This is a genomic window from Simplicispira sp. 125, assembly GCF_003096555.1.
In the GTDB taxonomy this organism is placed as follows: Bacteria; Pseudomonadota; Gammaproteobacteria; order Burkholderiales; family Burkholderiaceae_C; genus Simplicispira.
In genome coordinates, this window is record NZ_QEKM01000001.1 from 296,777 (window position 1) to 318,386 (window position 21,610).

Below are 21,610 nucleotides of genomic sequence, written 5' to 3' on the forward strand. Positions count from 1 at the left end.
CATGGAAACAACCGCAGAAGTGGCGGCGGCGCGGGCCGCTGGAGAGGCCGGCGATGCCGGTGTAGTGCTGGTCACCGTGCGCAACAGCGGGCGGCTCAACGCCATGTCGCGAGCCATGTGGCGCCAGTTGCGCAGTGTTTTTCTGGGCATCCAGCAGGATGCCAGGGTGCGCTGCGTGCTCATCGAAGGGGCGGGCGGCGCTTTCTGCGCAGGCGGAGACATTTCGGAATACCCAGCCTTTCGCTTCGACCCGGCGGCGTTGCGAGACTTTCATGAGAACGATGTCTGGGGCGCTCTGCAGGCCATGCTCGACTGCGACGTGCCCATCGTGGCGCGCATCGATGGCGCCTGCATGGGCGCGGGCGTGGAGATCGCCAGTTGCTGCGACATCCGCATTGCCGGAGCAGGTTCGCGCTTTGGCGCACCCATTGCGCGCCTGGGTTTTCCGATGGCCCCGCGCGAGGCGCAGCTCGTGGCGGGCGCCGTGGGGGAGCTGACGGCGCGCCAGATGCTGCTGGAAGCCGCCACCTTTACGGCGCCCGAGATGCTGGCGCGTGGATTCCTGAGCCGCGTGGTGCCCGACGAGCGGCTCGGCGCCGAGGCCCTGGGCACCGCCCTGCGCGTGGCCGCGCTGGCACCCCAGGCCGCCCGCCTGAACAAGCAGACACTTCGGGCATTAAAAATGCCTCCAGCGCTTGATGGTCAAGCGCCAACAGCTATCGAAAATGAAGCACATAGCGCTGCGGACCCATACGCCTACGCGCCCAGTGCCGAACACCGTGAGGGCATCACCGCCTTCCTTGCCAAACGCCCGCCTGTGTTTTGACCCCGCCATGACCACAATGCCCCCCAACGAAAGCCTCTTCGCCGCCCTGCGCGCGGCCTTTCCCGCCGACCTGGACGCCACGGCCATCGAAACCACCGCGCCCGATGGCACGCCGCTGTACTACACCTGGGGCGACATCGACCGCGCCAGTGCGCGCATGGCCAATTTGCTGGGCTCGCTGGGTCTGCCCGATGGCAGCCGCATCGCCGTGCAGGTGGAAAAATCCGTCGAGGCCTTGCTGCTGTACCTGGCCACGCTGCGTGCGGGCTATGTCTTTTTGCCGCTCAACACCGCCTACCAGAGCGCCGAGATCGAATACTTCATCGGCAACGCTGAGCCTGCGGTGGTGGTGTGCACGCCGGGCAACTTTGGCTGGGTGTCGAAGATCGCCTTCACGGCGGGCACGCGCCATGTGTTCACGCTGGGCGAGAACCGCGACGGCAGCCTGCTGGAGCGCGCCGTGCACTATGCCGACACGCACGAGGTGGCGCGCAAAGGCCCGGACGATGTGGCCGCCATTCTCTACACCAGCGGCACCACGGGCCGTAGCAAGGGGGCGATGCTGACGCACGGCAACCTGCTGTCCAACGCGGTGGTGCTCAATGACTACTGGGGCTGGCGCCAGGACGACGTGCTGATCCACGCGCTGCCCATCTTCCATGTGCATGGGCTGTTCGTGGCCATCCATGCGGCGCTGCTGGGCGGCAGCAAGATGATCTGGCTGGCGAAGTTCGACCCTCAGGCCGTGATCGCCGCGCTGCCGCGCGCCACGGTGTTCATGGGCGTGCCCACGCTGTATGTGCGCATGCTGGGCGAGGCCAGGCTCACGCACGCGGCGGCGCGCCACATGCGGCTGTTCATTTCGGGCTCGGCGCCGCTGCTCATCGAAACCTTCCGCGACTGGCAGGAGCGCACCGGCCACACCATCCTGGAACGCTACGGCATGAGCGAGACCATCATGCTCACCTCCAACCCTTACCAAGCCGATGCGCGCCACGGAGGCCAGGACGAGCGCCGTGGCGGCACCGTGGGCTTCCCGCTGCCCGGCGTGGGCCTGCGTGTGGTGGGGGACGACGGCCGGGAGCTGGCCGTGGGCGAGACCGGCCACATCCAGGTGCGCGGCGCCAACGTGTTCCAGGGCTACTGGCGCATGCCCGAGAAGACGGCCGAGGAGTTCACGCCCGATGGCTGGTTCAAGACCGGCGACGTGGGCGTGGTGGACGAGCGCGGCTACGTGCGCATCGTCGGCCGCAGCAAGGACCTGATCATCAGCGGCGGCTACAACGTCTACCCGGCCGAGGTCGAGGGCACCATCAACGAGCTGCCCGGCGTGATGGAAAGCGCCCTGGTCGGTGTGCCGCACCCTGATTTCGGTGAGGTGGGCGTGGCTGTGGTCATTGCCAAACCGGGTACCGTGCTGGACGGCGAGGTGATTCTTGCGCAGCTCAAGTCCCAGCTGGCCAACTTCAAGGTTCCCAAGCGCTGCTTCGTGGCCGCCGAGCTGCCGCGCAACGCCATGGGCAAGGTGCAAAAGAACCTGCTGCGCGCGCAGTACCAGGGGCTGTTTGCCTGAAAAAATGCACACGCCGCCCTGTATACATAAAGGGCATGAATGCTATTAAAGTGGTAGCTATTATCGTTTGATGAATAAGCGATAGAGGCCAAAAATTCCCGAAATCAACGTAGCGCTAGCACCCGAATGTGCGAATGCATCAGCGGACGAAATGCCCCGTCGCTGGCGGCTCTGGAGCGCAATGGAGGCCGCTGCCGACAGCACCAGGCGGTACCCTACACCACTGGGGCCGTTACGGCCAACTGCACGGTTAACGCGAGCTTTGGTGTCGTGCCCCCGACCAGGTACCCCATCAACATTTCTGCCAGCGCCGGTGGCAGTGTGGTGTGCAGCCCCAACCCCGTGCCGCATGGCGCCAGCGCCACCTGCACCGCCACGCCCAACACAGGTTACCGCTTGACGGCTTGGGGCGGCCAATGCAGCGGCAATACCCCGTCGTGCACCCTGGCTGCGGTGACTTCGGCCACCAGCGTCACAGCGCAGTTTGCGCCGGCGCAGGCCATTCCGACCCTGGGTGAATGGGCTATGCTGCTGCTCTCGGGCCTGATGGGTATTGCCGCGCTGGGGGTGCTGCGCAGGCGGTGATGGCCGTTCGATTCGTTTCACTGTCTTTGAGAGCGACTCACAAAACTCTTCTGGCGTTGTTGCTGCGTCTGGTTGTACTGCCTGCGGCGCAGCGCAGCGCCTCGCCAGAACAGAAACGTTTTGCTGGGTTTTGTGATCTGCTCTTGATCCTGTCGGCCAGTGCGGGCACGGGTGATGCTGCGCTTAAACTTGTGGACTCATGTTGCGTTTTTTTAGTATTTTTGGTGTCTCCCTGCTGGTCCTGTTTCGCATCGACATGCTCGAGAGCGTGCAGCGCACGGTGATTGCCCCCTGGTCGGACTGGCTTGCCGTCCTCAGCTTCTTGTGTATGACCCCTTTCGACCCGGATGTGATGCATTCCGGGCGGCTGCTTTACAGCCCATCGACGGGTTTTGCTGTGTCCATCGAAGCGGGGTGCAATGGCATCGAGGCGGCGATCGTGCTGATTGCGGGCGTTTTGGCCTTCCCCGCCACCTGGACTCAAAAGGCCTGGGGCTTTGCCATAGGCTTTGGTGCCATACAGGTGGCCAACCTGCTGCGCATCATCAGCCTGTATTACCTGGGGCGCTGGAACATGCAGTGGTTCGAGTTTGCCCACCTCTATTTGTGGCAGGCTTTGATCATGCTCGATGTGCTGGTGGTCTGGTTGCTATGGATGCGCTGGGTGGGTCGGCAAGCGGCCCGGGCCGAAATTTCCCGCACTGCCCATGCGATCTAATTCTTTGCCGCTGTTCCTGTTGTTGTCGCTGGCCGGGCTGCTGTGCCTGATGCCGGTGTGGTATTTTTTTCTTGCGCCTTGGCTGGCCGTTCCAGTGTTTTACATGGCGGGCGAGGCTTTATCCAACTTGTTCCATTGGGTGGTGATTTACCAGCCCACAGGAACCCAGGCGACGCTGTTGACCAGCCTGCAGTTCATTGCCGAACAAGGGCAGGGCCGATCGGGCAAGCTGGCGCCGGTGGTGGAGTATCGAATCCACGGTTATGGCCTGGTGATGCTGTGGGCCATGTTGCTTGCTTCACGCCCTGCGGCACTGGTGCAAAAACTGTTGCTGGGAACCGGGGCTATGTTGGTTGTTTCGGCTGTGAGCGTGGCGCTGCAATGGCTCAATGAAGTTTTCAATCGCTCCGGCGCCCATGTGCTTGCGCAAACCCGGGCGCCCACTTGGCTGGTGGAGGCGGTGGAGTTTGGTTTCCACTTCAACCTTTTTATTTTTACCGCTCTCGCACCCGTTCTTTTGTGGGTGCTGATGAACCGCCCGTTTGTGCAGGCTTTGTGGAGTGATGCAATGGTTGTGCCGCCACGGGCAGCACGTTCAGATCAACCTGAGTAGTACGACAAGACGCGGCAACAACGCCAGAAGAGTTTTGTGAGTCGCTCTAACGCAGCACCAGCACCGGGATGTGCGAATGCGTCAGCACATGCTGTGTCTCGCTGCCCAGCAGCAAGCGCTTGATACCTTTGCGGCCATGTGAGGCCATCACGATCAGGTCGCACTTGTGTTTCTTGGCAGCGGCAATCACGGCCTCGGCTACCAGGTCGGACTTGGCCACTATGGCCTTCACCGTCAGGCCCTGGGTTTCGCCCTTGTCTTTGATAGCGTCGACCATGGCTTGCGCAGCATCGCTCCATTGCTTCTCGATGCGGCGAATATCGCTGGCGTCTACGGGCAGGCCCCCTTCAAAGTAGCTGCGTGGGTAGCGGGGAACCACTTTCAGCGCGATCACGGTCGCTCCCGTGAGCGCGGCGAGCGAGAGGCCGCTTTCCACGGCTTTGTCAGACAGCTCCGAGCCGTCGGTGGCAATCAGAATGCGTTTGTACATAAGGGCTCCTTGGGTGGCAATGCTTTGATTAAAGTAAAAAGTTCGGTTTTTGAGTTGATTCAAGTCAATCAATTCCAGGTGCAAAGACGGTAAGCTTGCGCCATGTCAATGATTTCCATAACGGCTCCGGATACGCGAGAGGCGTCGGCTGTCTCGTCCGTGCCGTTTTTGCCTGTCGGACCGGGCGCGGAAACGCTGCTCGACGACCCGCAGGAGTGGGCGTCGTTTGGCCGCCAGTGCGCCGACACGGCGCAGCAGAGCGCGGCATGGGAGTCGCATGTCGTCGTCAAGGGCATGCATTGCGCTACCTGTGCGCTGACCATTGAAGAAGCCTTGCGTGCCGTCCCCGGTGTGGCGCAGGCCGAAGTCAGCGCCGCAACGCAGCGCGCTCGCGTGGTGTGGCAGCCCGGTCAGGTGCTGCCTTCGCAGTGGCTTGCCGCGGTGCGCAAGGCCGGTTACCAGGCCTTGCCGGCCATGGACGCCATGGCGCGTGAGCAGCGCGTGCGCGAGCACCGCCAGGCCCTGTGGCGCTGGCTGGTGGCCGGGTTCTGCATGATGCAGGTCATGATGTACGCATGGCCTGCCTACATCGCCGATCCCGGGGATTTGACGGCCGAAATGGAGCACTTGCTGCGCTGGGCATCCTGGGTCATTACGCTGCCCGTGGTGATTTTTTCCTGTGGCCCGTTTTTTGGAAATGCGCTGCGCGACATCCGCCAGCGCCGCGTGAGCATGGATCTGCCAGTAGCGTTGGGCATGGCCATCACTTTTGTGGTCAGTACAGCGGGCACGTTTGAGCCCGATGGTGTTTTTGGTCGCGAGGTGTATTTCGATTCGCTCACCATGTTTGTTTTCTTTCTGCTCACCGGGCGCTGGCTGGAGCTGCGCCTGCGCGACCGCACAGTGGGCGCGCTCGAAGCGGTGATGAACCGCCTGCCCGACAGCGTGGAGCGGCGTGGTGCTGACGGCAGCTTTGAGCGCGTGGCGGTGCGTAGGCTGGTGCCTGGCGATGTCGTGCGGGTGCTGCCGGGCGAGGCCTTTCCGGGCGACGGCAGCATTACCGAAGGCACCACACGGGTAGACGAGGCGCTGCTCACGGGCGAGTCCGTGCCCCTGGCGCGTGGCGTGGGTGGCACAGTGGCAGCGGGCAGTTATAACCTGCAGTCGGCAGTGCTGGTGCAGGTGAAACAGGTCGGGGCTGAGACGCGGTTTGGTCAGATCGTGTCCCTGATGGAAAGCGCCTCGCTGCAAAAACCCCGCCTGGCGCGCATTGCGGACCAGGTTGCGCGCCCATTCTTGGTGCTGGTGCTGCTGGCAGCAGGGGCCGCCGCATTGTGGTGGTGGCCTACCGATCCCAGCCATGCCTTGATGGTGGCGGTTTCAGTGCTGATCGTGACCTGCCCCTGCGCCTTGTCGTTGGCGACACCCGTGGCCATGCTGTCGGCTGCTGGGGCCTTGGCGCGCCAGGGCGTGCTGGTGCGCAACCTGCAGGGGCTGGAAGCCCTTGCGTCCATTGATACCGTGGTGTTTGACAAGACGGGTACGCTCACCCGCGACGGCATGGCCGTGCGCGGCGTGCATGGCAAGGCGGAACTGGCCGCCGACGAAGCACTGGCGCTGGCGGCTGCGTTGGCGCGCCATTCGCTGCACCCTGTTTCGCGCGCCCTGGTGGCTGAAGCCACGCGCCGCAAGCTTGAGAACTCTGCGCGTTGGTCATTCGATGAAGTGCAGGAAGAGGCAGGCGCCGGGCTGAGCGCCCTGGTGCACAGCGCCGACGGGGCGGGTACCGCACGGCGCCTGCTGTTGGGTTCGGCGCGCCACGTGGGGAGTGCTGCTGCGCAGGAGCCTGGAGCTCTCCAGCAAGTGTTTTTGGCCTGGCAGCAGGAGGGTCAGGTGCCGCAGCAACTGGCTGTCTTTGACCTGAGTGAAGACTTGCGTCCCGAAGCCGCAGCAGTCATGAATGCTCTGCGCGAGGCGGGCATTGGCGTGCAATTGCTCTCGGGCGACCGTGCGCCTGCCGTGGCGCGGCTGGCGGCGCAGGCGGGCATTGCACGATGGCAGGGCGATTGCTCACCCCAAGACAAACTCGATGCGCTGCTGCGTCTGCAAGAGCAAGGCCACCGCAGCGCCATGGTGGGCGATGGGTTGAATGACGGGCCGGTGCTTGCCGGAGCGCATGTATCGTTCGCCTTTGGCCGCGCGGTGCCTCTTGCGCAATCGCGCTCTGATTTTGTGGTGTTGGGCGATGATCTTTCGCTCGTGCCCCAGGCCATTGACCTGGCCCGGCGTACTTTGCGTGTGGTACGCCAGAACCTGTGGTGGGCCGCAGGGTACAACGCATTGTGCGTGCCGCTGGCGATTGCGGGCTATATGCCAGCCTGGCTGGCGGGGCTGGGCATGGCGCTCAGTTCGCTGCTCGTCGTTCTCAATGCAGCGCGCCTGACATCGCCCCTGGCGGCTCTTCCGGGCGTTGCCGGTTCGAGCCCAACTGCCCTGTCGGCCGCCTCTGTAGCGGCCCAACCTGCCTGATACGTGGAGATTGACGCTATGGACATTCTTTATCTCCTGATTCCTTTGTCAGTAGCGCTGGTTTTACTGATTTTGCTGGGGCTGTGGTGGGCTGTTTATCGCGGGCAGTTCGAAAACGTCGAGCAAGAGGGCGAGCGGATTCTTCGGGACGGTTGACGCGCGTCAATATGTCAACAGTGTAAGTAAGGTTATTATTTCTACAGAACTAAGAGGTACCCGATGGATTCACCAAAAAGCACTCAAATGGCGCACTACAACGACACGGTAGTGCGCCAGTTTTCGATCATGGCCGTGGTCTGGGGGGTGGTGGGCATGCTGGTTGGCGTGTTCATCGCCGCGCAGCTGGCTTGGCCTGAACTCAACTTCGGCATCCCATGGCTGAGCTATGGGCGGTTGCGCCCCTTGCACACCAATGCGGTTATTTTTGCCTTTGGCGGCAGTGCACTCATTGGCACCAGCTATTACGTGGTGCAGCGCACCTGCCAGACGCGGCTGTTCGCCGGGCCTCTGGCATCGTTCACGTTCTGGGGCTGGCAACTGGTCATTCTGGCTGCCGCCATCAGCCTGCCGCTGGGTTACACCCAGGGCAAGGAATACGCTGAACTCGAATGGCCCATCGACATCCTGATCACGTTGGTCTGGGTTTCTTATGCCATCGTGTTCTTCGGCACCATTGGCATGCGCAAGGTCAAGCACATTTATGTGGCCAACTGGTTCTACGGTGGCTTCATTCTGGCGGTGGCACTTTTGCACCTGGTCAATAGCGCGGCCATTCCGGCGGGCTTCATGAAGAGCTACTCGGCCTATGCCGGTGTGCAGGATGCCATGGTGCAGTGGTGGTATGGCCACAATGCCGTGGGCTTCTTCCTGACCGCAGGCTTCCTGGGCATGATGTATTACTTCATCCCCAAGCAGGCAGGCCGCCCGGTGTACAGCTATCGCCTGTCCATCGTGCACTTCTGGGCGCTGATCTTCACCTACATGTGGGCAGGTCCGCACCACCTGCACTACACCGCATTGCCCGACTGGACGCAGTCCGTGGGTATGGCTTTCTCGCTGATTCTTTTGGCGCCCAGCTGGGGCGGCATGATCAACGGCATCATGACCCTGTCGGGGGCCTGGCACAAACTGCGTGATGACCCCATCCTGCGCTTCCTGATCGTTTCGCTGTCGTTCTATGGCATGTCCACGTTCGAAGGCCCGATGATGTCCATCAAGACTGTCAACGCACTTTCGCACTACACCGACTGGACCGTGGGCCACGTGCACTCGGGTGCCTTGGGCTGGGTGGGTCTGATCACCATGGGTTCGCTGTACTACCTGATTCCGCGTCTGTTTGGCCGAGAAAAAATGCACTCCATCAAGGCGATTGAGTTGCACTTCTGGCTGGCCACCATTGGCATCGTGTTGTATATCGCAGCGATGTGGATCGCCGGTGTGATGCAGGGCCTGATGTGGCGCGCTGTCAATACCGACGGCACCTTGACCTATACCTTTGTTGAAAGCGTGAAGGCGACCTATCCCTTCTATGTGATCCGTGTCATGGGTGGCGTGCTGTACCTGACGGGCATGCTGATCATGGCCTGGAATGTGTGGGTGACCGCCATTTCCGGTCGTTCGGTGGCCGTGACCATCCCCGCAGTCAAGCCTGCCCACGCCTGAGATTCGAGGTAAATCGACATGTCACAAAACAACAATGCTTCCAAAGGTTTCACGCATGAGACGGTGGAAACCAACAACTTCCTGATGATCGTCCTGATCGTCTTGGTGGTTGCTGTCGGTGGATTGGTGGAAATCGTTCCACTGTTCTTCCAGAAGTCCACCACCGAGGCCGTCAAGGGCGTGGAGCCTTATGCAGCGCTGCCTCTGATGGGGCGCGACATTTATCTGCGCGAAGGTTGCTACAACTGCCACTCGCAAATGATTCGTCCCTTCCGTGCAGAAACCCTGCGCTATGGCCATTACTCTACGGCGGGTGAGTTCGTGTACGACCATCCGTTCCAGTGGGGCAGCAAGCGCACCGGCCCCGATCTGCACCGTGTGGGTGGAAAGTACAGCGATGAATGGCATCGCATCCACCTGAACAATCCCCGCGATGTGGTGCCCGAGTCCAATATGCCCGCCTATTCCTGGCTGGAGAAGACCACTCTGGATCCTTCGGATGTGACTCCGCGCATGAAGGCTTTGCGCACGGTGGGTGTGCCGTACACCGACGCGCAGATTGCTGCTGCGCCGGATGAAATCAAGGGGAAGACGGAAATGGATGCCCTGGTCGCTTATCTGCAGGGCATGGGCCGCGCGCTGAAATAGGAGCGGGTTATGGACATCACTACGTTGCGCATCGTTTTTACGTTGCTGTCGTTTGCCTGCTTCATCGGGATCGGAATCTGGGCCTATTCGCGCAGCAACCGTGCCCGGTTTGACGAAGCAGCACGGCTTCCTTTTGAACAAGATTGATTTCCACCAGAACGAGAACACACCATGAGTGACTTCACCAGTAATTTCTGGTCGGTTTATGTGGCCGGGCTGACCCTCATTGGCATCATTGCCTGCATGCTGCTGCTGTGGATCACGGCGCGCAAGAAGGTCGTATCCACCAGTGACAACACCACGGGCCATGTCTGGGACGAAGACCTGACCGAGATGAACAACCCCATGCCCCGCTGGTGGATGTGGATGTTCGTGTTGACCACTGTTTTTGCGCTGGGCTACCTGGTCTTGTACCCGGGGCTGGGTAGTTTTGCTGGCAAGCTGGGCTGGACTCAGCTGGGTGAGTACCAACAGGAAATGGACAAGGGACGTGCCGAGATCGAACCTCTCTATGCCCGTTTTGCTGCCATGACACCCGAGCAAATCGCGGCCGATGGTCCGGCCATGGCGATTGGCGAGCGTCTGTTCATGAACAACTGCGCCCAGTGCCACGGCTCTGATGCCCGTGGCAGCAAGAGCTTCCCCAACCTCACCGATAGGGACTGGCTGCACGGCGGTACACCCGAGAAGATCAGTGAGACCCTGCACCAGGGGCGGGTCGGTAACATGCCCCCCATGGCCGAGGCCGTGGGTAATGCAGACGACGTGCGCAACCTGTCGCACTATGTGCTGAGTCTGTCGGGTAGCCCGCACGATTCGCTCCGCGCTTCCTTGGGCAAGCCCAAGTTTGCTGCGTGCGCCGCGTGCCACGGCATGGACGGCAAGGGTAACCAGGCCTTGGGTGCCCCCAATCTGACCGATGACATCTGGTTGCACGGCTGGGGCGAAGAGGCCATTACTGCGATGATCAACAAGGGCAAGGTCAACGAAATGCCCGCTCAGGCGGGTAAGCTGACGGACGCACAGCTGAGCGTTCTGACCGCCTATGTGTGGGGGCTCTCTCATAAGGCGGGTGCGGCGGCACAATAAGGCTTGATGCCTGGTTTGACAGCGGTGGCGCCGGTGGGCGCCATCGCGCTGTGATTGCCTCCCTGTTCTGAGAAGTCTGCACCATGAATACACCCAGCGGAAAACCCCGCAAGGTCATCCCCATCGCCACGGACAGTGACGTGGGAAGCTTGTTCGAAGCGCAGAGAAAAATCTATCCACGCTCCATCAGCGGGTTTTTTGCCCGGTGGCGTTGGTTCATGGTGGTTTTGACGCAGTTGGTTTTCTATGGGCTGCCGTGGCTTGAATGGGGGCAGCGTCAGATGGTGCTGTTCGATCTGGGGGCACGGCGCTTTTACATTTTCGGGTTGGTGTTGTACCCACAGGACTTCATCTACCTCACGGGTTTGTTGATCATCTCGGCGCTGTCGCTGTTTTTGTTTACAGCGGTGGCGGGGCGTCTGTGGTGCGGTTTTGCCTGTCCGCAAACGGTTTACACAGAAATTTTCATGTGGATCGAGCACAAGATCGAGGGTGATCGCAGTGCACGCCTGCGCCTCGATGGCAGCCCCTGGACCTTTGAGAAGGTCTGGAAAAAGTCCCTGAAGCAATTCACTTGGATCGTGATTTCAGTCTGGACTGGTTTCACCTTTGTAGGTTATTTCGTCCCCATCCGTGAGCTGGGTGCGGAGCTGCTGGCTTTGAGCGGCAGCTGGCAAATTTTCTGGGTGCTGTTTTACGGTTTTGCCACCTATGGCAATGCCGGCTTCCTGCGTGAGCAGGTGTGCATGTACATGTGCCCTTATGCGCGCTTTCAGAGCGCGATGTTCGACCCCGACACCCTCATCGTGACCTACGACGTTGCACGCGGCGAACCTCGGGGGCCACGCATCAAAACCGTAGATCACAAGGCCAAGGGTCTGGGGGACTGCATTGACTGCACGTTGTGCGTCCAGGTGTGTCCGACGGGTATCGATATCCGCGATGGCTTGCAATACGAATGCATTGGCTGTGGCCTGTGTGTCGATGCCTGCAACACTGTCATGGACAAGATGCATTACCCGAGTGGGCTCATTCGTTTCTCTACGCAAAACGGTGTCAGCAAGGGTTGGGGAAAAGCAGAAATACTGCGCCGGGTCATTCGTCCGCGGGTTTTGATCTACAGCGCAGTGCTGGTTGCCTTGTGTGTGGGCATGCTGGTCAGCTTGGTGGTGCGCACGCCTTTGAAGGTGGACGTGGTGCGTGACCGGGCGTCCTTGTCGCGCATCGTCGCGGGGGGCAAGCTGGAGAACACGTACCGCCTGCAAATCATGAATGCCACCGAGACAACGCAGCGTTACCGCATCAGTGCCCAAGGGTTGACGGGGTTGGAAGTGGTCTCCGAGCCCGAATTCGAGATTGCGGCCGCGGAGTCGCGCTGGGTGGTCGTGCGGTTGCAGATCCCTTATGGGTCGGCCGCCCCGGGCTCGCATACCGTGCATTTCAATATCGCAGCCGTTGATTCAGCCGCGCGCGTCGATGAGAAAGCAGTTTTTCTGGTGCCCCGCTGATCCTGCGGCATCAACCGCCTGTATGTCCTCTTATTTGAAAGCACCTTTATGGCGTTGAACCCTGATCGCAAAACCGATGCACGGCCGTGGTGGAAGTTTGGCTATATGTGGCTGGTCGTGGGGGGACCCACCGTGGTGGTTGTCGCAAGCTTCATCACGCTCTGGCTGGCCATACGCACGCCCGATCCAGTGATTGCGGAAGATTATTACCAGCGTGGAATCAATATCAACCAGACGCTGGAGTCGCCTGAAAAAAACCTGGTGCCTGCCATGAAGGGTCGCAACCATGCGGCCACTCCGCAGCACAGCCTGCCGCGTTGAGTGTGCATGGCACTGGACCAGCGCTCTACCCGATCGATCTGACAAGGAGAAATGCACGATGTGGACCCAACGCTTGATGTGGATTGCCTGGCCCGCCTTTTTGATGGCGGGTGTACTCGAAGCGCTGGTTTTTGCCTTCATCGATCCGCAGGATCTCCATTGGTTCGGTCAGCCCATCACGCTGTCGCGCGAAGGCGTTTACACGATTGCATTCTTTGTGTTCTGGATCGTTACCATGGTTTCAAGTGCCATGACGACCTTGCTGGCGATGTCACCGTTCGAAGTGAATCGCTGCCCGTTTCCCATAGACCAGCGCCCGGCAGGCTGCCACAAATCCAGCCCTTGTAATTAAATCCACGAAATACCCACCTGCCATAGCCTTTTCGTCATGGCGTGGTGGCGGTCGCCCGCGCTGCACAAACGATATGTTTGAAATTTCATGGATGAAGCCTCACTTTTCTGACGCTCTATGACCCTCCTTACCGCCTTCAGTACCTGCGACTTGTGTGATGCCCATAAGGGCAACGACAGTGGCACATTCCGGGTCTTGCCGCCCGTCTTTTCCAGCTTTGGCGGGCTTGCTGCTTTTGCTGGAATGGTGACGACCGTCAAATGCTTTGAAGACAATTCGCTCGTGAAGGCAGCGCTCGATACCCCGGGCGATGGCCGAGTGCTGGTGGTGGATGGGGGCGGCTCGCTGCGGCGCGCCTTGGTGGGCGGAAACCTGGCCACTGCTGCTGCACGCAATGGCTGGGCCGGCATCGTGGTGGATGGCTGTGTGCGGGATGCGGCCGAACTTCATGCTGCCCCAGTGGGTGTGCGTGCGTTGGCGCTGATGCCTTTGCCCACGGAAAAGCGCAACGAAGGCCAGCGTGATGTGGTGGTGGTGCTTCAGGGTGTGGTGGTGCGCCCTGGGGATTGGTTGTACGCCGATGCCGACGGCATCGTGGTCGGCGCCACCTCATTGCACTGATCGAATTCGCCACGCCAGCCGGGACGGCAGGGTGGCCAACAGCACTCCAGCCAAGGCAATTGCGCAGGCCAGCCACTGCAGTGCGTGCAGCGTCTCACCCAGCCACACAACACCCACCAGGGTGGAGCTGACAGGTAGAAAGACCGTGAAAATACCACCTTGAGCGGCGGGCACGGTCTTGAGGCCCGTCATCCACAACCAGACGGTCCAGATGCAGGCTGCGAGTGCATAGAACACCAGGAGCACCCAGGTGTTCCATTGCACGGATGCAAAGTCGAAATCCCACGCCGCGTACAACCCCAGCGGAGTGGATAGCGCAAACCCCCACAGATTGATGAGTGACGAAATCCGCTTGGGTCCCAGCGTGTCCGTGAGCTTCTTGCCGATCACCGAGTACGCTGCTTCACACACCACTGCTGCCAGTAAAAGCAACTGACCCAGCCAGATCATTCCTTGGGTGTTTTCGGTCCCAAACGCTTTTGTAGCAAGCGGTAGCTGCTCTTGTTTTGAGAGTGAAAAAAGTGCAATGCCAAGAATGGCACAAGCGATTGCCAGCCCAGTGCGCTGCGTGACCCGTTCGTTCAGAAAAACCCAGCCCATGACCGCAATCGCCGCTGGAATGGCCGCCAAGATGACGCCTGCAGTCACGGCCCCCGCCCATTTGACGCCGGTAATCATGCACACCGTGAACAGAAAATTCCCCAGGAACGACTCGGCGAACAGCAGCCAACGGGTGCGTGCATCCAGTGGCGCTTCTTCCGGCGGCTTGGGCAGCCAGTGCAGCATGGCTACGGCGCCGATGCCGAACCGCAGCCAAGCCAGCAGAAACACGGGCAATACGGCGGCCAGGGGTTTGGACAGCGCCACGTAGCAACCCACCAGAGTCATGCTCAGTGCCAGGTAGCCATAGGCGAGAGGGCGGCTGGGAGGTGGACTCAATGCGAAACCGTCTGAGATGAATAGACGCACATCATCCCTGATCTGGCAATCTGGATGGGCGAAAAAACAGGTCTATGGAGATTCTGCATCGTGATCTTTTGTTTTTGCTATATGAAATTTCATCCGGTGATCTTGCAAGGTGGATTATCGTTAAGAGAAAATTGCTTCCATAATATGGAATAACTTACCTAAGTTGTTGATTTTATGTGGAAAATTTAAGTCTTCTATAAGACATAAGATATTGCGCAAGTCTTATAGAAGACTTAAAGTAGACCCATGCGCAGCACTTGCTGTACCGATAAATTTCAATCAACCGACGGAGTAATTAAATGCCCCAATCCCTGACCCAACAACTGAGTCGCGAACAGCAAATTGCTGCCCTGGAAAAAGACTGGGCCCAAAACCCCCGTTGGAAGGGCGTCAAGCGCGGTTACACCGCTGCCGACGTTGTGCGCCTGCGCGGTAGCCTGCAGCCCCAGCACACCCTGGCCCAGCGCGGTGCCGAGAAGCTGTGGGAAAAAGTCAATGGTGGTGCCAAGAAAGGTTACGTCAACGCTTTCGGCGCGATCTCTGCCGGCCAAGCCATGCAGCAAGCCAAGGCTGGGTTGGAAGCTGTCTACCTGTCGGGCTGGCAAGTGGCCGCTGACGGCAACACGTCGGAAACCATGTACCCCGACCAGTCCCTGTACGCTTACGACTCGGTGCCCACCATGGTGCGCCGCATCAACAACACTTTCAAGCGTGCGGACGAAATCCAGTGGAGCCGTGGCATCAACCCTGGCGACCAGGAATTCATCGACTACTTCCTGCCCATCGTGGCCGATGCGGAAGCTGGTTTTGGCGGCGTGCTCAATGCCTTTGAGTTGATGAAGAACATGATCGCCGCAGGCGCTGCCGGTGTGCACTTTGAAGACCAGCTGGCTGCCGTGAAGAAGTGTGGCCACATGGGTGGCAAGGTGCTGGTGCCCACGCAGGAAGCCTGCGAGAAACTGATTTCGGCCCGTTTTGCTGCCGACGTGATGGGTGTGCCCACCATCATCCTGGCACGCACCGACGCAGAAGCCGCCAACCTGATCACGTCCGACCACGACGCCAATGACAAGCCTTTCCTGACTGGCGAGCGCACGCAAGAAGGCTTCTACCGTGTCAAAAATGGTCTGGAGCAATCCATCAGCCGTGGTGTGGCTTACGCTCCCTATGCCGATCTGGTGTGGTGCGAAACCGGCGTGCCTGACATCGGCTTCGCACGCGAATTCGCCCAAGCCGTGCTGTCTGCCTGCCCTGGCAAGCTGTTGTCGTACAACTGCTCGCCTTCGTTCAATTGGAAGAAGAACCTCAACGATAAGCAGATCGCCTCGTTCCAGGAAGATCTGTCGGCACTGGGTTACAAATTCCAGTTCATTACGCTGGCTGGCATCCACATCAACTGGTTCAACACCTTCCAGTTCGCCCATGCCTATGCACGCGGCGAAGGCATGAAGCACTACACGGAAATGGTGCAAGAGCCCGAATTCGCAGCACGTGAGAAGGGCTACACCTTCGTGTCGCACCAGCAAGAAGTGGGCGCAGGCTACTTCGACGACGTGACTACCGTGATCCAAGGCGGTTCTTCCAGCGTGAAGGCCTTGACTGGTTCCACCGAAGAAGAGCAGTTCCACTGATCTGATGCTTTGGCGTCCATGGGGATGCCAAAGTAGAACTCAGCAAACCACCTGGTGCCTTGGCATCCGGTGGTTTTGCTTTTGGTGCCCTGCTGGTGTCGGCCGCGCGCTTGGAATATTGCGATCCTCCATTGCAGTCCTAGAATGGAAAGGCGCGATGTGCTGCAAGCGAGGCCGATATGAAGAAAATTTGGATACTGACGCTTTGGCTGTTGATGGGCAGTGCCCATGCGTACGATGGCCTGACGAGCGAATTGAGCCATGCCGCAGGTGGTGCGTTGCTGGCCAGTGCGGTGACGCGGTTCTATAGCGAATCCGAGAACCGTGCTTGGATTGGCTTCGCCCTGAGTACCTCTGCCATCGTGCTTGAATCGGCCTACCAGATCTCGCGTGGCGCGAAGCGGTCAAGCCAGTTGCTCGATATTGGTTCCCATGCGGCAGGTGCTGCCTTGGGGGCATGGGTCACCGATAAATATGTCCTCATGCCTGTGATCGGGCGCTCGTATGTGGGATTCATCTATTCCCGTCAGTTTTGACAGGGGGATGCGACGATTCCTGTGCCGTTCCATGGGCCACGAGCCATGATACCGACGCATGTTGATTGCTGTCTGATTTCCGGAATTGCCCGTACAGGCTAAAATAACCGCAGTTACTAATGCACAAGGGCGAGAAAGGCATGCTGGTTATGACACCGCGAACTACATCGGAGATGTTTACCGGCCGTTGAGGCTGGCCGTTCGCGCCTGCACAGGATTTGTACCCTCTCCCTGAAAAAGCGCGGACATGTTCCGCGCTTTTTTGTTTCTGCATGAGAAGCGCTGCATTGCACCCACACAAGATTTGACAAGGACTTCCATGATTCACATCACGCTCCCCGATGGCTCACAGCGCGAGTATCCCGGCCCGGTCACGGTGGCCGAGGTCGCCGCTTCCATTGGTGCCGGTCTGGCCAAGGCGGCGCTGGCCGGCAAGATTGGCGATAAGGTGGTCGATACGAGCTATTTGATTGCGCAGGACAGCCCGCTCTCGATCGTGACGGCCAAGGACGCCGATGGGCTGGAGGTCATTCGCCATTCCACGGCCCACCTCTTGGCCTATGCGGTCAAGGAGCTGTTCCCTGAGGCGCAGGTCACGATTGGCCCTGTGATCGAACACGGTTTCTTCTACGACTTTGCCTACAAGCGCCCCTTCACACCCGAAGATTTGGCTGCGATCGAAAAGCGCATGGCTGAACTGGCGGCCAAGGATGAGCCTGTGGTGCGCCGGGTGCTGCCGCGTGATGAGGCCGTACAGTACTTCAAGGGCCTGGGCGAGCATTACAAGGCAGAAATTATTGCCAGCATTCCCAGCAATGAAGATGTGAGCCTGTACCGCGAGGGCGCTTTTGAAGACCTGTGTCGCGGCCCCCACGTGCCGAGCACGGGCAAGCTCAAGTTCTTCAAGCTCATGAAGGTGGCTGGTGCCTATTGGCGCGGCGACCACCGCAACGAAATGCTGCAGCGCATCTACGGTACAGCCTGGGCCACCAAGGACGAGCTGCAGCAGTACCTGACCATGCTGGAAGAGGCCGAGAAGCGTGACCACCGCAAGCTGGGCCGTGAACTGGACCTGTTCCACATCGACGAGCATTCGCCCGGCACGGTGTTCTGGCACCCCAAGGGCTGGACGCTGTGGCAGGAGGTGGAGCAGTACATGCGCCGTGTGTACCGCGACAACGGCTACCAGGAAGTCAAGGGGCCACAAATTCTGGACAAGGGCCTGTGGGAGAAGACGGGCCACTGGGACAAGTACCGTGAGAACATGTTCACCACGGAAAGCGAAAAGCGCGATTACGCGCTCAAGCCGATGAACTGTCCGGGCCACATCATCATCTTCAACCAGGGCATCAAAAGCTACCGCGATCTGCCGCTGCGTTTTGGTGAGTTTGGCCAGTGCCATCGCAATGAACCCACGGGCGGTTTGCACGGCATCATGCGGGTGCGTGCCTTCACACAGGACGATGGCCACATTTTTTGCACCGAAGAGCAGATCCAGGGCGAGGTGGTGGCGTTCACCACTTTGCTGCAGAAGGTGTACAAGGATTTTGGCTTTACGGACATCGTCTACAAGCTGTCCACCCGGCCTGAACAGCGCATTGGCTCCGAAGAAAGCTGGGACCGTGCCGAGCAGGCGTTGGCCGAAGGCTTGCGGGCTTCCGGCTGCGCGTTCGAGTACTTGCCGGGTGAAGGCGCCTTCTATGGCCCCAAGATCGAATACACGCTCAAGGACGCATTGGGGCGCCCCTGGCAGTGCGGCACCATCCAGGTGGATCCCAACATGCCCGAGCGACTGGGCGCGGAGTATGTGGGCGAGGATGGCGCGCGCCATCGACCCATCATGCTGCACCGTGCCATCGTCGGCAGTCTGGAGCGGTTCATCGGTATTCTGATCGAGCAGCACGCCGGTGCCTTGCCGGCCTGGCTGGCGCCAGTGCAGGTGGCGGTGCTCAATATCACCGATGCGCAGAGCGATTACTGTCGTGAAATTGCCGAAAAACTGGAAAAAGCACTGCCCCAACACCCCTTGCGTGTGGCGCTGGATCTGCGTAACGAAAAGATTACGTATAAAATACGGGAGCATTCCATGCAAAAGCTGCCTTTTATCCTCGTCGCTGGCGACAAGGAGCGGGTAGCTGGTGCCGTCGCAGTACGCGCCCGTGGCAACAAAGACCTCGGCGTGATGCCGGTCGATGCGTTTATTGAACTCATCACCCAGGCGATTGCATCCAAGACCTAATTTTTGGTTGAAATGCGCTCCAGCGTAAGCTGGTTGCGCGCTAGCAGCTACGCTTTTTGTAGCGTTTTGATTTAAGGGTGAAAGCCATAGCTACTGAATTTCGTGATCGTCGCCACCGTGAAGAGCGCAAGCACCGCCTGAACCGTGAAATCATGGCCCCGGAAGTCCGTCTTTCCGGGCCGGAAAACGAGCCTCTCGGTGTGGTCAGCCTCATGGAGGCGCTGCGCATGGCGGGTGAACTGGATGTGGATCTGGTAGAAATCGCCGCTACGGCCAATCCGCCTGTCTGCCGCCTGATGGACTACGGCAAGTTCAAATACATTGAACAAAAGCGTGCAGCGGAAGCCAAGGCCAAGCAGACGGTCATTGAGATCAAGGAAGTCAAGTTCCGTCCCGGTACGGACGATGGCGACTACAACATCAAGTTGCGCAATATTCGCCGTTTTTTGGCGGAAGGCGACAAGTGCAAGATCACGCTGCGTTTCCGCGGTCGCGAGATTACGCACCAGGATCTGGGCTTGGCCCTGCTCAATCGCCTGCGTGATGATCTGGCCGATACCATTCTGGTGGAGCAGTTTCCCCGCCTTGAAGGTCGCCAGATGATCATGATGATTGCACCGGCACGCAAGAAGGCCGCTGCGCCCAAACCTGTTGCCGATGGCGCAGCAGGTGCGGATTCTGCGGATTGAGTCTTTGCCTGCGGGATATTCACAAGATGGGCTGGTTTCATTGGCGACGATGAAACCAGGCATAGGAGGGGCGCTAGCGCCTTTCTGCGGTGGGTTGTAAAGCCTGCCGGTAAAAGTGGCTCGGGGCCAACAAGTTTGCAAATCGTTTTGCAAACGCCTCACGAGCACAAAAAATAGGAGCATTCAAATGCCCAAAATGAAGACCAAGAGCAGCGCTAAAAAGCGCTTTCGCGTTCGTCCAGGTGGCACCGTCAAGCGCGGCCAAGCCTTCAAACGTCACATCCTGACCAAGAAGACCACGAAGAACAAGCGCCACCTGCGTGGCATTGTCGGCGTGCATGATGGCGATATGGGCTCCATCGCAAAGATGTTGCCTTCCGCTGGCCTGTAATCAACTGACGAACAAGGAGTACTCACATGCCTCGCGTTAAACGTGGTGTAACGGCCCATGCCCGTCACAAAAAGGTTCTGGCCCTCGCTAAGGGTTTTCGCGGTCGTCGCGGTAATGTTTTCCGGATCGCCAAACAGGCGGTAATGAAGGCGGGGCAATATGCCTACCGTGACCGCCGTGCCAAGAAGCGCGTGTTCCGCCGCCTCTGGATTGCCCGTATCAATGCCGGTGCCCGTGAACTGGGCCTGACCTACAGCCAGTTCGCCAACGGCCTGAAGAAGGCGTCCATCGAGATCGACCGCAAGATGCTGGCCGACCTCGCGGTGCACGACAAGGCTGCCTTCGGCAGCATCGTGGAACAGGTCAAGGCCAAGCTGGCTGCCTGAGTTCACGGCGAGCAACTATCTTTTTGATAGCTGCAAGCGCTTAAACAACAAGGGCTAGGGCTTGAAAAGGCACTAGCCCTTGTTTCTTTTGAAGAATGCATATGAACGAGTTGGACTCTCTGGTCGAAAGCGCACAGCAGTTGTTCGCGCAAAGCGCCACGCCCGCTGATCTGGAAAATGCCAAAGCCCAGTTTCTGGGCAAGTCCGGTCGTGTGACCGAACTCATGAAAGGCATGGCACAGCTTTCCGTGGAAGAGAAGAAATCCCGCGGCGCCGCCATCAATGTGACCAAGCAGGCCATTGAGGCCGCGCTCACGGCGCGCCGCCAGGCGCTCCAGGACGCCGAACTGCAGGCGCAGCTCAAGGCCGAGGCGCTGGACGTCACGCTGCCGGGCCGCCAGCGAGGCCAGGGTGGGTTGCACCCCGTGTCCCTGACGCTCGAACGTATCGAGGGTATCTTCGGTTCGATGGGTTTCGACGTGGCCGAGGGCCCCGAGATCGAGACCGACTGGTTCAACTTCACCGCACTGAACACGCCCGAAGACCACCCAGCGCGTTCCATGCACGACACTTTTTACGTCGAGGGCGGATCGCCCGAGGCGCCCCATCTGCTGCGCACGCACACCAGCCCCATGCAGATCCGCCACGCGGTGCAGCATGTCAAGCGCCACCGCGCACTGCTCGACGCCGGCCAGCCCATGCCCGAAATTCGCGTCATCGCGCCGGGCCGCACCTACCGTGTGGACAGCGATGCCACGCATTCGCCCATGTTCCACCAGTGTGAAGGCCTGTGGATCGGCGAGAACGTGAGCTTTAAAGATCTGAAGGTCATCTTTACGGCGTTTTGCCGTACTTTCTTCGAGAGCGATGACCTGGTGCTGCGCTTTCGCCCCAGCTTTTTCCCGTTCACCGAACCGAGTGCCGAGATCGACATCCAGTTCCAGGACGGGCCGCTCGCCGGCCGCTGGCTCGAAGTGGCTGGCTCCGGCCAGGTGCACCCCAACGTGGTGCGCAACATGGGGCTCGATCCCGAGCGCTACATTGGTTTTGCTTTCGGCATGGGGCCAGACCGGCTCACCATGCTGCGCTATGGCGTGAACGATCTGCGCCTGTTCTTCGACGGTGACATCCGTTTTCTGTCGCAGTTCCAGTAATACAAAAAAGTGAGCTGCCAGCGCTTATATTGATTGGTTTTCAACTTGTTTTGTTGATCAAACCTATACCTGACAAGCGC

24 protein-coding genes are annotated in these 21,610 nt (G+C 59.7%); 22 read left to right on the top strand and 2 right to left on the bottom strand.

What is annotated here, in order from left to right:
- The first annotated feature begins 1 nt into the window (after window position 1).
- The 5 genes from C8D04_RS01385 (at window position 2) to C8D04_RS01405 (ending at window position 4,315) form a co-directional block, all read left to right on the top strand.
- On the top strand, window positions 2–826 hold the full coding sequence (locus C8D04_RS01385) for an enoyl-CoA hydratase-related protein (RefSeq protein WP_116005943.1): 825 nt from the start codon (window positions 2–4) through the stop codon (window positions 824–826).
- Window positions 827–842: 16 nt separating this feature from the next.
- A complete protein-coding gene (locus C8D04_RS01390) occupies window positions 843–2,399 on the top strand; it encodes a malonyl-CoA synthase (protein ID WP_116003266.1) in 1,557 nt (518 codons plus the stop codon).
- 126 nt (window positions 2,400–2,525) lie between these two features.
- A complete protein-coding gene (locus C8D04_RS01395) occupies window positions 2,526–2,984 on the top strand; it encodes an IPTL-CTERM sorting domain-containing protein (protein WP_116003267.1) in 459 nt (152 codons plus the stop codon).
- A 199-nt stretch (window positions 2,985–3,183) separates the two neighbouring features.
- The gene (gene xrtH, locus C8D04_RS01400; protein WP_116003268.1) at window positions 3,184–3,702 is read left to right on the top strand and encodes an exosortase H; all 519 of its coding nucleotides are present in this window, start codon (window positions 3,184–3,186) and stop codon (window positions 3,700–3,702) included.
- Window positions 3,692–4,315 carry an exosortase H-associated membrane protein gene (locus C8D04_RS01405; RefSeq protein ID WP_133243597.1) on the top strand — a complete coding sequence of 208 codons (624 nt, stop codon included), beginning with the start codon at window positions 3,692–3,694 and terminating at the stop codon, window positions 4,313–4,315. The genes xrtH and C8D04_RS01405 overlap by 11 nt, the downstream gene beginning before the upstream one ends.
- Window positions 4,316–4,361: 46 nt before the next feature.
- Here C8D04_RS01405 and C8D04_RS01410 read toward each other — a convergent pair whose 3' ends face one another.
- Entirely contained in the window at window positions 4,362–4,805 is a 444-nt protein-coding gene (locus C8D04_RS01410; RefSeq protein ID WP_116003270.1) for a universal stress protein, read from the bottom strand.
- 102 nt (window positions 4,806–4,907) lie between these two features.
- Between C8D04_RS01410 and C8D04_RS01415 the strand changes: the two genes are divergently transcribed.
- From C8D04_RS01415 to rraA, 10 genes are all read left to right on the top strand, one after another.
- On the top strand, window positions 4,908–7,334 hold the full coding sequence (locus C8D04_RS01415) for a cation-translocating P-type ATPase (protein WP_233521072.1): 2,427 nt from the start codon (window positions 4,908–4,910) through the stop codon (window positions 7,332–7,334).
- An 18-nt stretch (window positions 7,335–7,352) separates the two neighbouring features.
- On the top strand, window positions 7,353–7,490 hold the full coding sequence (ccoS, locus tag C8D04_RS01420; RefSeq protein WP_116003272.1) for a cbb3-type cytochrome oxidase assembly protein CcoS: 138 nt from the start codon (window positions 7,353–7,355) through the stop codon (window positions 7,488–7,490).
- Window positions 7,491–7,553: 63 nt separating this feature from the next.
- Window positions 7,554–8,996 (top strand): cytochrome-c oxidase, cbb3-type subunit I, encoded by a 1,443-nt coding sequence (ccoN, locus tag C8D04_RS01425; RefSeq protein WP_116003273.1) that lies wholly within the window; start codon window positions 7,554–7,556, stop codon window positions 8,994–8,996.
- A gap of 18 nt (window positions 8,997–9,014) precedes the next feature.
- Window positions 9,015–9,644 carry a cytochrome-c oxidase, cbb3-type subunit II gene (gene ccoO / locus C8D04_RS01430; RefSeq protein ID WP_116003274.1) on the top strand — a complete coding sequence of 210 codons (630 nt, stop codon included), beginning with the start codon at window positions 9,015–9,017 and terminating at the stop codon, window positions 9,642–9,644.
- Window positions 9,645–9,653: 9 nt separating this feature from the next.
- Window positions 9,654–9,791 carry a cbb3-type cytochrome c oxidase subunit 3 gene (locus C8D04_RS01435; protein ID WP_116003275.1) on the top strand — a complete coding sequence of 46 codons (138 nt, stop codon included), beginning with the start codon at window positions 9,654–9,656 and terminating at the stop codon, window positions 9,789–9,791.
- A 24-nt stretch (window positions 9,792–9,815) separates the two neighbouring features.
- Complete coding sequence (gene ccoP / locus C8D04_RS01440) at window positions 9,816–10,733, top strand: cytochrome-c oxidase, cbb3-type subunit III (protein ID WP_116003276.1); 918 nt, start codon at window positions 9,816–9,818, stop codon at window positions 10,731–10,733.
- Between the two features lie 83 nt (window positions 10,734–10,816).
- Complete coding sequence (gene ccoG / locus C8D04_RS01445) at window positions 10,817–12,241, top strand: cytochrome c oxidase accessory protein CcoG (protein WP_116003277.1); 1,425 nt, start codon at window positions 10,817–10,819, stop codon at window positions 12,239–12,241.
- Between the two features lie 48 nt (window positions 12,242–12,289).
- Window positions 12,290–12,562, top strand: a complete 273-nt coding sequence (locus tag C8D04_RS01450; RefSeq protein ID WP_116003278.1) for a FixH family protein — start codon at window positions 12,290–12,292, stop codon at window positions 12,560–12,562.
- 58 nt (window positions 12,563–12,620) lie between these two features.
- On the top strand, window positions 12,621–12,914 hold the full coding sequence (locus C8D04_RS01455) for a hypothetical protein (protein WP_116003279.1): 294 nt from the start codon (window positions 12,621–12,623) through the stop codon (window positions 12,912–12,914).
- 117 nt (window positions 12,915–13,031) lie between these two features.
- The gene (rraA, locus tag C8D04_RS01460; protein WP_116003280.1) at window positions 13,032–13,535 is read left to right on the top strand and encodes a ribonuclease E activity regulator RraA; all 504 of its coding nucleotides are present in this window, start codon (window positions 13,032–13,034) and stop codon (window positions 13,533–13,535) included.
- Here the strand turns inward: rraA and C8D04_RS01465 are convergent.
- Entirely contained in the window at window positions 13,524–14,474 is a 951-nt protein-coding gene (locus tag C8D04_RS01465; RefSeq protein ID WP_255415498.1) for a DMT family transporter, read from the bottom strand. The two genes, rraA and C8D04_RS01465, sit on opposite strands and share 12 nt — an antisense overlap.
- Window positions 14,475–14,803: 329 nt before the next feature.
- On the opposite strand from C8D04_RS01465, the gene aceA reads away from it, so the two are divergent.
- The 7 genes from aceA (at window position 14,804) to pheS (ending at window position 21,530) form a co-directional block, all read left to right on the top strand.
- Complete coding sequence (aceA, locus tag C8D04_RS01470; RefSeq protein WP_116003282.1) at window positions 14,804–16,135, top strand: isocitrate lyase; 1,332 nt, start codon at window positions 14,804–14,806, stop codon at window positions 16,133–16,135.
- Between the two features lie 179 nt (window positions 16,136–16,314).
- Window positions 16,315–16,671, top strand: coding sequence for a hypothetical protein (locus tag C8D04_RS01475; RefSeq protein ID WP_116003283.1), 357 nt, complete (start codon window positions 16,315–16,317; stop codon window positions 16,669–16,671).
- A 319-nt stretch (window positions 16,672–16,990) separates the two neighbouring features.
- A complete protein-coding gene (gene thrS / locus C8D04_RS01480) occupies window positions 16,991–18,910 on the top strand; it encodes a threonine--tRNA ligase (protein WP_116005944.1) in 1,920 nt (639 codons plus the stop codon).
- Between the two features lie 77 nt (window positions 18,911–18,987).
- Entirely contained in the window at window positions 18,988–19,599 is a 612-nt protein-coding gene (gene infC / locus C8D04_RS01485) for a translation initiation factor IF-3 (protein WP_116003284.1), read from the top strand.
- Window positions 19,600–19,786: 187 nt separating this feature from the next.
- Window positions 19,787–19,990 carry a 50S ribosomal protein L35 gene (gene rpmI / locus C8D04_RS01490; protein ID WP_116003285.1) on the top strand — a complete coding sequence of 68 codons (204 nt, stop codon included), beginning with the start codon at window positions 19,787–19,789 and terminating at the stop codon, window positions 19,988–19,990.
- Window positions 19,991–20,016: 26 nt separating this feature from the next.
- Entirely contained in the window at window positions 20,017–20,376 is a 360-nt protein-coding gene (rplT, locus tag C8D04_RS01495; RefSeq protein ID WP_106447603.1) for a 50S ribosomal protein L20, read from the top strand.
- 101 nt (window positions 20,377–20,477) lie between these two features.
- Entirely contained in the window at window positions 20,478–21,530 is a 1,053-nt protein-coding gene (pheS, locus tag C8D04_RS01500) for a phenylalanine--tRNA ligase subunit alpha (protein ID WP_116003286.1), read from the top strand.
- Window positions 21,531–21,610: the final 80 nt, after the last annotated feature.